The sequence below is a fragment of the Protofrankia sp. Cas8 genome (genome assembly GCF_963555845.1).
GTDB lineage: Bacteria > Actinomycetota > Actinomycetes > Frankiales > Frankiaceae > Protofrankia.
This window is the reverse complement of record NZ_CAUVXI010000148.1, coordinates 1-11780: the sequence shown is the minus strand read 5'-3', so window position 1 is coordinate 11780 and position 11780 is coordinate 1. Positions and strand designations below refer to the sequence as shown.

Genomic DNA, 11780 nt, shown 5'->3' with positions numbered 1-11780 from the left:
GCGGTCACCCGCCTTGGAGTGACCGAGGTCAGACTGACCGGCGGTGAGCCGACGGTCCGGCCCGGTCTGGTCGGCCTTGTCGCCCGGTTGGTGGCGTTGCGTCCGCGTCCTCAGGTGTCCATGACCACCAACGGCACATCGCTGGCCCGCCTTGCCGGTGCGCTGCGCGCCGCCGGCCTGGAGCGGGTGAACGTCTCTCTGGACACATTGCGGGCCGACCGCTACCTGGCGATTACCCATCGGGACCGGCTCGCGGACGCGTGTGCGGGTCTGGCGGCCGCGGCCGCGGCCGGGCTGGCACCGGTGAAGGTCAACGCGGTGCTGCTGCGGGACGTCAACGACGACGAGGCTGCTGCCCTGCTGCGATGGTGCCTGGAGCGGGGCTACGCCCTGCGCTTCATCGAGCAGATGCCGCTGGACCCTCAGCACAGCTGGGATCGCGGGGTGATGGTCACCGGCGCGGAGATCCTCGCCCGGCTGCGGTCGGAGTTCACCCTGACGGCACTGCCCGGTCGCGGCAGCGCGCCGGCCGAGTTGTTCGCCGTGGACGGCGGACCTGACACGGTCGGCGTGATCGGCTCGGTGACCGCACCGTTCTGCGCCGCCTGCGACCGGGTTCGTCTTACCGCCGACGGGCAGGTGCGCTCGTGCCTGTTCGCCCGCGAGGAGACCGACCTGCGCACGCCCATGCGGGCCGGGGCCGACGACGCGCACCTTGCGCAGCTGTGGGCGGGCGCGGTCCGCGGCAAGCGCGCCGGGCACGGTATTGACGACCCCGCCTTTGCGCAGCCCGCGCGACCGATGTCGGCGATCGGCGGATGAGCTGGGACGCGCTGGTGCTTGCCGGCGGAGCGGCCCGCCGCCTCGGTGGCGTGGACAAACCCGCGTTGACCGTCGGCGGCCAGACCCTGCTGGATCGTGTTCTCGCGGCGGTGGACGGCGCGCGCGAAGTGATCGTGGTCGGACCGGCGCGCCGGGTCGCGGTGACCCGCCCGGTGCGCTGGACCCGCGAGCGACCGCCGGGCGGGGGACCGGTCGCCGCGCTCGCCGCTGGTCTGGAGTTGGTGTGCGCACCCTTGGTCGCCGTGCTCGCGGCCGATCTTCCGTTTCTCACCGCGGCGACGGTCGCCGCGCTCGTGCGGGCCGTGGGCGGTGGCGATGCCGGTGCCGGTGCCGGTGCCGGTGCCGGTGGCGGTGGCGGTGGCGGCCGGGACGCAACGGGAGCCGGCCGGACCGACGATGATCCTCCGTGGGGTGCGCTCCTGGTTGATCCAGCCGGCCGGCACCAGTACCTGACCGGGGTGTGGCGGACGTCCGCGCTGCGTGCGCGTCTCCCGGCGGTGCCGGCCGGAGCGTCGATGCGGTCGGTGTTGGCGGGCCCGCGGGTACTGGTGCTACCCGCCGACGGACGTACCACCCTGGACTGCGACGCACCGGCGGACCTGGAACGGGCGCGAGGCTGGGCCAGGATGGGCCCGTGAGCGCTCGTGCTGACTGGGTGGTCGTCGCCCCCGGCGCGTTCTCAACGAGGCGGTCAGCGCACCCACGCCGGTCCGTCCTCCAGCAGGGCCCGCATGTCGATCGCCATCGTGTGGACCGCGAGCGGGTCGTCCAGCCCGGCGTTGTCCAGGGTCGACCAGGACAACACGTCCTCTTCGGCCGGCGCCTGGTGACGGCTGGGTACCGCGGCGCGGGGATCGACCGACCGTAGGCGAGGGAGGGCAAGGGTGCTCGTCGCGGCGTCGGTGGCGTCCCTGCCACGGACGCCGCCTACCGGTCTGCCGGCGGCGGGATCGACCGGTGTCCCGGGTCGGGCGCGACCGGAGGATGTGACGATCGACTGGTCCAGGCCGGCGAGCCCGGCGATCACCACCAGCGCCGGCACGACGAACTGCGCGGGCCGCCACGTGGTCAGGGCGACCATGGTGAAGACGATCAAAATGGTGACCGCTCCGAGCGCGTTGCGCTGCGCGGGCGGCAACGCCGGAACCTTTCGGCCGTGTCGGTAATATCCCACCCGATCGAGTGTGCCCTATATCTCGTCCGCCCGCTGCCCTCGACCCGTCGGCGCGGCCCCGGGTAGCGCGTCGGATGCATGGTGGCGCGCGCACCAGGCGTCCCGGGGGACAGCCGTCGTCGACGGCTGTTCGTCGGCGAGCAGTACCCGCAGCAACCGTGCGCGGACATCGGCGCTGGTCTCGATCGTGTGCACGACGACGGCGTACTCGTCGGTGCCCCTGGCTGCGACCAGGCGTTCTGCGTCGTGCCAGGCGTCCTCCCGCCATGCCGTCAACATCTCGATCAGGTCGTCGCGGCCGAGACCGTAGCGCAGCGTCCCGTCATCCAGGTGCGGGTCGAAGCGGGCTGCCTCCTGCGCCAGCAACGGATCCATCACCCGCGCCAGGATCGCGTTGACACGGTCGTGGTCGCCCTTGTGACTGTGGCCGTCGGGACCGGCCAGGCCGAGCTCGGCGAGAACGAATGGCAGATCGCGGGTGACATGGGCGTTCATGCCGAGCAGCAGGTCACCGGCGGCTGAGAGCGTTGTGGTGGCGGCCGCGGTGAACGCCACCCGCCAGGCTGGCGGCACGTCGGTCGGACGGCCCGCCGCCCACTGGTCGAAGGCCCGGAAGTAGTACCGGGCGAACAGCGCGTCCTCGGCGTTGACCCACCCGGGATCGGCGAAGGAACCCGCGACCGCGGCCGCATCGCCGAATGCCTCGGTCGTGCGCAGATAGGCGAAGGAAAAGATCACCCGATGGTCACAGTGGTCCTCCAGTGGTCGAAGTTGGTCACGCATCGTCGTCAACGTTTCCCGCACACATGTCGGCGACCCGGTTGTGCACGGTGGGGGAAATTGATGTCCTGCAGGCTCTGCGCTGGCCTGGCCGGGCATCCCGGCCAGCAGTGAGCTAGCCGTCAGGAGCGCGGTGACTGCGATACGTAGCCATCCCATGGGGCTGCATGGTAGTTCAACTGTTACTCAAAGCATTTACAGCCGGGCGGAGAGTCGTGATAATGCTGCGCTATGTCCCTTCAAGGTCACAATCCGGAAGGTCCCGGTCGGGGCATCCTGGACACCCTCACGGAGGTCGTCTTCCAGACCGACGCCGAGGGACGCTGGACGTACCTCAACCGCGCCTGGACGACGGTGACGGGCTTCGACGTCGTCGCGTCGCTGGGGAGTCACTTCCTCGACTACGTCCACCCGGATGAGTACGACCACACGATCGCGCTGTTCATGGCGGTGGTGGCCGGTGGTTCTGATCATTGCCGGCATGTGACCCGCTACCGGACCCGCGACGGTGCCTACCTGCGCGTCGAGATCCGTGCCAACGTGCTGCGGGCGCCGGACGGTGCGGTCTCGGGCAACTCGGGGACGATTATCGATGTGAGCCGTGACCAGCATGACGCTGAGGCGGTCAGTGAACACACAGCCCTGTTGGAGCTCGTTTCCGGGGGCGTGCCGGGCGCCGAGCTTCCCGTCGGTGTCCTGGTCTACGACCGCGCGCTCGGTCTGCGCCGGACGTCGCAGGTTGTCGATCGCCTGCTCGGTGAGCGGTTACGGGTCGGCGAACCCTTGGACCGGCTGGGGATCATGCTGCGGCCCGGTGGCGAGGGCGTGGCGCTGGACGGCGAGTGGGGACTGGCCGCCACGGCGGCGCGGACCGGCCGGCCCCAGCACGGCGACGTCAATCTCCTCGGCCGCACCGACCCCGACCCCGACCCCGACCCCGATGTGCGCGGTCGAGCCGGGCCCGGTCCGGCGCGGGCGTTACGGATCTCGGTGATCCCGCAGGTGGACGGGCGCCGGGAGCTGGTTGCCGTTGTGCTGCAGGATGTCACCGATCTGCAGCGGGCGGAACGGCTGCAGTCGGCCGTTGCCCAGCTCGGTCAGCGTGCTCTAGGTGGGCTGACCGTCCCGGACCTGCTCGCCGAGGCCGCCCAGGTGGTCCGCGTCACCCTGGGTCTGCCCGGCTGCGAGGTGCTGGCGGCGACCGGCCGGGACAACCCGGCCGATCCGGCACACCCGATCGCGGCGATCATTCCGGTCGCGTTGGCCTCGGATGGCCCCACGATCATCGACCGTGGGGCTGCTTTCCACGGTGTTGCGGCCCGTATCGGCGCGGCTGGCCGCAGCCACGCCGTATTGGTCGCGTACGCGCCGTACCGGCGGGAGTTCGCCCCGGATGAGGCGGCGTTCGTCCAGTCCGTCGCCAACGTGCTGGCAGCCGCGCTCGAACGGGATACCGCCGAGCGGGAGGTCCGCCACCAGGCCCGGCACGACCCGCTGACCGGGCTGGCGAACCGGGTCCTGCTGCACGACCGGATCTCGCGAGCGCTGCGCACGGTCGAGGCCGACGGCGGTGCGCTGGCCCTGCTGTTGATGGACCTCGACCGGTTCAAGGAGATCAACGACACGTTGGGTCACGGAGCCGGTGACGATGTGCTCCGCGAGGTGGCGGTACGGTTACGACGCGCCACCGGTTCGGCCGCGACAGTCGCCCGCCTCGGTGGGGACGAGTTCGCGATCCTGTTGCCGTCGGCGCCGCGGGGAGTCGCTGACGCCCTTGCCGTCGCGAGCCGTGTGCGGGCCGCCCTGGCCGAGCGTATCGATGTCGGCACGCTTCCGCTGAGCGTCGAGGGAAGTATCGGGATCGCGATCGGGCCTGGTGACGGGAGCGATCCGGGAACCCTGGTGCGGTGTGCCGACGTGGCCATGTACCGGGCCAAGCAGCTCTGCGTCGGGGTCGCGGTGTACGCCCCCGATGCCGACCAGAACCGCCGCGAGCGCCTTGAACTGCTCGGCGGCCTTCGCTCGGCGATCGCGGGCGGGGAGCTGGTCCTGCACTACCAGCCCAAGGTCGACCTGCGTACCGGGCGGACCACCGCGGTCGAGGCGCTGGTCCGCTGGCAGCACCCGTCGCACGGCCTGGTCGAGCCGGGGCGTTTCGTTCCGTTCGCCGAACAGAGCAACCTGGTCAGGCCGTTGACCCGCCGGGTCCTCATGCTCGCCCTGGACCAGGCGCGATCATGGTGGGACGCGGGTCGGTTGCTGCCCGTGGCGGTGAACGTCTCGGCCCGGATGTTGCACGACGCAGAATTGATCTCGACGGTACAGGCGGAGCTGGACCGGACCGGCATGCCGCCACAGGCGCTCGAACTTGAGCTCACCGAGAGTGCCGTGATGGTGAACACCCGCAACGCGATGAACGTCATCACCCAGTTGCGCCGCGCGGGAATCCGGATCTCCGTGGATGATTTTGGGACCGGGTACTCGTCGCTCGCCTACCTGCGCGATCTTCCGGTGCACGATCTCAAGATCGACAAATCGTTCGTGCTGAACGTGGCGCGTCGCCCCAGGGATTTCTCGATCGTGCGGTCCATCATTGATCTCGCGCACAATCTCGATCTCAGGGTGGTTGCCGAGGGCATCGAGTCGGACGAGGTCTGCAGCCTACTTCGTGACCTCGGCTGTGACGAGGGGCAGGGCTTCTTTCTCGGGTATCCCGTCCCACCTGCGGATCTTGCGGCATAGGGCCTGCCCGGTGAAAGTCTTCGGGTGATCTACTGGATCTCGGTCGGTCGAGGCCGTCGAGGCCGTCGAGGCCGTCGAGTCTGGTTCATGCGCTTGGTTTTCTCGGAGAAGGTGCCATCCAGGGGGCTGTGCTGCACCATGAGCAGAGCCTCACCAGATTCTGGAGGTTGGCCGTGACCGGGAGAACCAGGCTGTCCGGGGCCTCCGAGCGCGCGAAAAGCCCCATGATCGTGCACTCGTCGGCCGCCGGTACGCTGCGGGGATGCGTCGCGTTGGCGGTGTCGGCGCTTCTGGCGGCCCTCGTTCTTCTCCTCGGTTGCGGTTCGGCTCGTTACCAGTATGTGACCAACAAGGATGCCGGAACCTTTCTCAAGATCCCGAGTTCGTGGCAGCATCAGCCGATGCCCGGACCGGCCTTCGTCGGTATCGACGCCCGCAACATCAGTCCGGAGGCCGCTCGGACGCTGGCCAGTCGTGAGTGGGTCGTGGGGATTGATGCCGCGTCGAGATTCGACGACAAGAACCTCCTGCTTCCGGACGCGGCGCAACCCAAGGGATTCGTGCAGGTCCGCCAGCTTCTGCCGGAGGAGGCGGCCACGTTGTCCACCAATGACCTGCGCAACCAGCTTGTCTCCATCGACCAGGAGATCCAGGCGCAGGAGGTGGCGGTTCGCCAGGATCCGCAGCGGGCCCGGCTTGCCCCGGAGTTCCTCCTGCTGGTGGACGATCCCGTCCACCAGGGCGGGGGCGTCCACGGCGTCCATCTGGTGTACCAGCTCCACCTGGGCACGGGTCTGGTGACCGTCGACCAGACAAGCCTGCTGGACCGTGATCAGACCAGGCTGTACCAGCTTGTGTTCGCCTGTTCGTCCTGGTGCTACGACCGGCATCGCGCCGAGATCCAGAAGGTTCAGACATCGTTCACGATCAAGCCGATCACCTGAGGTAAGGATCATGAATCAGGCCCAGCCGGCGCAGCCATCCCCGCCGGTGCGCAAACCGCTGGCGCGCTGGGACAGGGTGAAGTTTCTGGTCCTGCTCGGTGCACTGTTCGTGTTCGTGGTAGCCGCTGCCATGGCGGATAACCCGATCATGAGCTGGACCGACGCCGTGCGTGAGCAGGCGGCGGCGAGCTGGTGGCTGTTGGCGCTGATCGGGATCGAGATGGTTCGCCAGGTCCATATGTTGATCGGCGAGCGGTCGGCGCAGTACCACGTCTTCTGGACCGACAGGGTCTTCGGCCGGCTCGAGCGCGGCCTGCTCCAGCTCGACGACTGGAACCGCTACCGCATCAGCCGCGCGCTGACGTGGACGGCGGCCGTCGTGATCTTCGCGTTCGTCTACGCCCGGATCAGGCACGACTCCGTCTTTCACGCGATCATCGGGCTTCCCGGCGACAGCTGGCACGCAGCCCCGTTCGCGGTGCAGATCGTATTGATCATGTCTATCACGATCGGGCAGTTCGCGCTGCTGTTCTGGTTCCTGTCCCGCGGCGGCGTGGAGGTGTACTTCCCCGAGGACATCAAGACCCGGTTCACCGACGTCTGGGGCCAGGATCACGTCCTGTCCAGGGTCAAGGAGGCGGTCTTCTACCTGGAGAAGCCGCACGAGATCGAAAGTCGGGGCGGCTACGTACCCGGCGGCATCCTGCTGTGGGGTCCACCCGGTACCGGCAAGACCCTGATCGCGGAGGCGGTCGCCGGTGAGACCGGGAAGCCCTACGTCTTCGTCGACCCGGGCGCGTTTCGGGCCATGTTCTTCGGCGTCGGCGTGATGAAGGTCAAGGCTCTGTTCCGCAAGCTGCGCACGCTCTCCCTGCGGTACGGCGGCGTGATCGTTTTCTTTGACGAGGCCGACACCCTGGGTAACCGTGGTCAGCCCGCCGGCAACCGGATCGGTCTGATCGACCCTGGTGACCCCTGTAACGGGATGACGTATGCGAGCACTTCGGCACGCCGCGCACTGGCGCAGGCCCGCTTCGTGGTTCCCGGCGGTGGTGGTGGCCCGTCCAGCATCGACGGAACGCTGCTGGCACTGCTCGCCGAGATATCGGGTCTGAAGAAGCCGCGTGGCTTCCTCAACCGGGTCGTGCGGCGTGCCCTGGGCATGCGCCCGAAGCCGCCGCCGAAGTACCGGATCATGGTCATGATGGCGACGAACATGCCGCAGTCGCTGGACGAGGCGCTGCTGCGTCCCGGTCGGATCGACCGCATCTACAAGGTGGGCTACCCGAGCAGGCAGGGCCGGGTACGGACCTTCAACGGCTACCTGGACAGGGTCCGCCACGAGGTGAGCGCCGATCAGGTCGAACGGCTCGCAGTGATGAGCCCGTACGCCACCGGGGCGAGCATCAAGGACATGGTCAACGAGGCGCTCATCCAGGCGATCAAGGATGGTCGTGAGGTGGTCACCTGGCCGGATCTGCTGCGCGCCAAGTCAATCAAGGAACACGGGCTGCCCGACGACCACGAGTACGTGGAGCGGGAGCGCCACAGCATCGCCCTGCACGAGGCGTGCCATGCGGTGGTCATGTACCGACTGCAGAAGCACATGGTCATCGACATGGCGAGCATCGAGCGCCGTGGGGACACCGGCGGGTTCGTGGCCCCGGTGCCGTTGGAGGACAGGTTCGTCGACTGGCGGTCCGAGGTCGAGATCGATGTGATGACCTTTCTGGCCTCCATCGTGGGCGAGCGGATGTTCTTCGACGGTGACCACACCCAGGGCGTGGGCGCAGACCTGCACGCCGCCACCGAGCTGGTTGCCCGCAGCATCGGCCGACACGCGATGGGCAGCACCCTGACGTCCCGGCCGGCGCTGGCCGCTGCTCTTGACGCCAGTCCGGCGTACCCCGGCGGCGGCCCGGGGTACCTCGGTGGCGGGTTCGTCGATGAGGTCGAGGCCAAGCTCCAGGAGCTTTATCAGCGGACCGAGGTCATCCTGTCGGACAACCGTCGGGAGGTTCTCGCGGTGACCCACGCACTGGAGACGAACAAGACCATCACCGGCGAGGACGTCGAAGCAATCATGGAGGGCACACTCGGCCCCACCCTGGACGGCCGCCGCTACCATGAGCCCGACTTCCTCGACCTGGCGGAGGATTACCACCTCAGTGCCGTCCAGGCGCACCGGGGTCACCCCGGCGAGCAGCTGCGGCTACCCGATCTCGGCAGGGCGGCGTCCTCGGCGGGGCCGGGCTGACCGGGCTGACCGGGCTGACCGGACTGACCGGACTGACCGGCGGGACCGAGTAGCTGGCGCGCGCCGTACCCGGCCGCGAGGAGGGCGGCCAGCCCGCCGGTCGCCAGGCCCGCCCGGGCACCGAGCTCCTCGCTGATCCATCCGATGGTGGGACCCCCGACAGGGGTGCTGCCCAGGAAGGCCACGGCCCACAAGGCCATGATCCGGCCACGCATGTGGGGCGCGGAGGCGAGTTGCAAGGTGGCGTTCCCGATGGACAGGAACGCCACGCTGCCGGCTCCCACCAGCATCATGGCCACGGCGGCGAGATGGACATCCGGCGCGACCGAGGCCGCCAGGATGACGATGCCGAAACCGGCGGCAGCGCCGACCAGGGCGCGTGGCGTCGCCCGGCCTCGTCTGGCGACGATCAGGCCGCCCGCCACCGCGCCGACGCCCATCGCCGCGGTGAGCAGCCCGTAGGTGCCGGCGTCGCCGTGGAACACCTCGCGGCCCAACAGCGGAAGCACGACGGCGAACTCGTAGGCGAGGGTGCCGATGACCGCCATCATGACCAGCGGAACCCGCAGCGCCGGGGTTCGTAACGCGTATGCCAGGCCCTCGCGGATCTGGCCGCGGGCTCGGGGAAGCGGGGCGCGCCGGCGAAGCGAACGCGGGTCGATCCGGATCAGAGCGACGATGGCGGCCAGGTAGGACGCGGCGTTGACCATGAAACAGACGCCGGTTCCGGCGACGGCGATGAGCACGCCGGCGATCCCCGGCCCCACCGCCCTGGCCGCGTTCACCGCCACCGACTGAAGGGATACGGCGTTGGCCACCACGTCCGGGCCGACCATCTCGTGGACGAAACTCTGCCGGGTCGGGTTGTCCACCGCGTTCACGGTGCCGAGGCCGGCCGCGATGAGTGCCACCATCCACAACTGGACGACACCGGTGATGTCGGCAACAGCGAGGCTGGCGGCCAACAGCCCGGACGCGACCTGGGTATAGATCAACAAGCGCCGCTTGTCGGCCCGGTCGGCCAGCAGCCCGCCGTAGGCGCCGAACAGCAGGACCGGCAGGAACTGCGCAGCCGTGACGAGCCCGAGCACCGTCCCGGACGCCCCGAGCGAAAGCGCCAGCCAACCCTGCGCGACCATCTGCATCCAGGTCCCGACCAGCGACACGACCTGTCCGCTCAGGTAGCGGCGGTAGTTCGGCACGGACAGCGCGAGCAGTGCGCCGCCTGGCCGTGGTTCTGGCCGCGGTTCTGGCCGCGGTTCTGGCCGCGGTTCTGGCCGTGGTCCTGGTCGGGGCGGGTTGACGGTCGTGGCGTCGGGCAGCGCGGTCATCGTTCCTTCCGGTCGTCACGAGTGAGGGCTTCACCTGGGACAACCGTTGTGCCCGTTTAGTTATTTCACCTCAGCTAACTATCTCGTCGGGTGAGCCGGTGGTCTCCGTGCCGTCGTCCCGGCTGGCAGGCCCAGACGACGGCGCGCGATCAATCTGGGGGATGTTCCTACAGGGGGATGTTCCTACAGGGGGATGTTGCCGTGGGCGCCACGGCCGGCCGGGGCCCCGGCGAGGGTTTCGGCGAGGACCGAGCGGGTGGCGGCGGGCTCCACCACGGCGTCCACCACTCCCAGCTCCACGGCCCGGTCGATCCCGCCGACCGCGCGTGCGTGCTCAGCGGTGAGCTCGGCAAGCACGGTCGGTCGACGCTGAACCGGAACCTCCGCCAATGTGCGCCGGTGCAGGATTCCCACGGCGGCCTCGGCGCCCATGACCGCGACCTCGGCGGTAGGCCATGCGTACACGGCGCTCGCGCCCAGACAGCGGGCGTTCATCGCGATGTAGGCGCCGCCGTAGGCCTTTCGGGTGACCACGGTGACGCGGGGCACGGTGCATTCGGAGAACGCATAGAGCAGCTTCGCGCCGCGCCGGACCACGCCTTCCCATTCCTGGCCGACACCCGGCAGGTACCCCGGAACATCGACGAGGACGATCAGCGGCACTCCGAACGAGTCGCACATGCGCACGAAACGTGACGCCTTTTCGGCGGACGTCGCGTCGAGGCAGCCGCCGCGACGCAGCGGGTTGTTGGCGACCACGCCGACCGTACGGCCGCCGAGGCGACCGAGCGCGGTGACGATGTTCGGTGCCCACTTGGGATGGAGCTCAAGCACGTCGTCGTCGAGGACGCCGGCCACCAGCGGGTGTACGTCGTAGGCGCGACGGGCCGACTCCGGCAGGAGGCTGCCGAGGTCACGATCCTGAACTGGCCCGATTTCGCCCTGGTCGCAAAGCAGCGCGCACAGCCGCCGGGTGTGGTCGACGGCAGCCTCGTCAGAGTCGCAACTGATCGCTACCACTCCACTGCGGCGTGCGTGCACATCGGGTCCACCCAGACTGTCGGCGGTGCAATCCTCGCCGGTCACCGTGCGGACGACGTCCGGACCGGTAACAAAGATCTTGGCATCCGGGCCCATGATGACGATGTCGGTCAGCGCCGGGCCGTATGCCGCGCCACCTGCGGCGGCACCCAGCACCAGGGACAGCTGCGGAATCCGTCCGGATGCCCGGACGGTGGCCGCGAAGACACGTCCGACACCGTCGAGGGAGGCAACGCCCTCCCGGAGCCGAGCACCGCCGGAATGCCAGATTCCCACCACCGGGATGTCAAGGCGCACTGCGGCCTCAATGGCGTGGACGATCCGAGCGCAGCCGTCACGGCCCATCGCCCCGCCCTGAATGGTTGCGTCCGTAGCAAATGCGACGACCGGATTATCGTCGACGGTGCCCTTTCCAGCCAGCACCCCGGAGCTGTCCGCCGCGGCGAAGGGTTCAAATGAATCAGGATCGAAGAACTGGGTCAGTCGAGTCGACGGGGCACGCGGGTCAATGCGTTCGAGCGTGGAGAGACTCACCTGTTGTCTCCTTGAGATCATAGGTTCTCCGGCGACGCGAAGGAGACGACTCCCCTGTTCGTGGTCGGAGGCTCGTCGGATCTCCGTGCGGACCTCATATCGTCTGGCTTTGAGGTCCGCACGGGCGAATGTGT

At 69.0% G+C, this 11780-nt stretch carries 9 protein-coding genes; 5 read left to right on the top strand and 4 right to left on the bottom strand.

The window, feature by feature from the left end:
- Nucleotides 1-822, top strand: an 822-nt coding sequence (locus U9977_RS18940; protein WP_322750616.1) for a GTP 3',8-cyclase MoaA, incomplete at its 5' end; no start/stop codon positions are given.
- Nucleotides 819-1481, top strand: coding sequence for a molybdenum cofactor guanylyltransferase (gene mobA, locus U9977_RS18935; protein ID WP_322750615.1), 663 nt, complete (start codon nucleotides 819-821; stop codon nucleotides 1479-1481). The genes U9977_RS18940 and mobA, both read left to right, overlap by 4 nt.
- 53 nt (nucleotides 1482-1534) lie before the next feature.
- Here the strand turns inward: mobA and U9977_RS18930 are convergent, their stop codons facing one another.
- A complete protein-coding gene (locus U9977_RS18930; RefSeq protein ID WP_322750614.1) occupies nucleotides 1535-1981 on the bottom strand; it encodes a hypothetical protein in 447 nt (148 codons plus the stop codon).
- Between the two features lie 51 nt (nucleotides 1982-2032).
- Entirely contained in the window at nucleotides 2033-2896 is an 864-nt protein-coding gene (locus U9977_RS18925; protein ID WP_322750620.1) for a DUF5995 family protein, read from the bottom strand.
- A 132-nt stretch (nucleotides 2897-3028) separates the two neighbouring features.
- Here U9977_RS18925 and U9977_RS18920 point away from each other — a divergent pair, with 132 nt between their 5' ends.
- The 3 genes from U9977_RS18920 to U9977_RS18910 all read left to right on the top strand — a co-directional run bounded on the left by U9977_RS18920 (nucleotide 3029) and on the right by U9977_RS18910 (nucleotide 8740).
- The gene (locus U9977_RS18920; protein WP_322750613.1) at nucleotides 3029-5539 is read left to right on the top strand and encodes an EAL and GGDEF domain-containing protein; all 2511 of its coding nucleotides are present in this window, start codon (nucleotides 3029-3031) and stop codon (nucleotides 5537-5539) included.
- Nucleotides 5540-5712: 173 nt separating this feature from the next.
- Nucleotides 5713-6483, top strand: coding sequence for a hypothetical protein (locus U9977_RS18915; RefSeq protein ID WP_322750612.1), 771 nt, complete (start codon nucleotides 5713-5715; stop codon nucleotides 6481-6483).
- A gap of 10 nt (nucleotides 6484-6493) precedes the next feature.
- Nucleotides 6494-8740 carry an AAA family ATPase gene (locus U9977_RS18910; protein WP_322750611.1) on the top strand — a complete coding sequence of 749 codons (2247 nt, stop codon included), beginning with the start codon at nucleotides 6494-6496 and terminating at the stop codon, nucleotides 8738-8740.
- On the opposite strand, the gene U9977_RS18905 is transcribed toward U9977_RS18910, so the two are convergent.
- Together U9977_RS18905 and U9977_RS18900 are read right to left on the bottom strand one after the other, a co-directional pair.
- Complete coding sequence (locus U9977_RS18905) at nucleotides 8674-10071, bottom strand: MFS transporter (RefSeq protein ID WP_322750610.1); 1398 nt, start codon at nucleotides 10069-10071, stop codon at nucleotides 8674-8676. The two genes, U9977_RS18910 and U9977_RS18905, sit on opposite strands and share 67 nt — an antisense overlap.
- Before the next feature lie 183 nt (nucleotides 10072-10254).
- Entirely contained in the window at nucleotides 10255-11646 is a 1392-nt protein-coding gene (locus tag U9977_RS18900) for an acyl-CoA carboxylase subunit beta (RefSeq protein ID WP_322750609.1), read from the bottom strand.
- Nucleotides 11647-11780 lie beyond the last annotated feature (134 nt).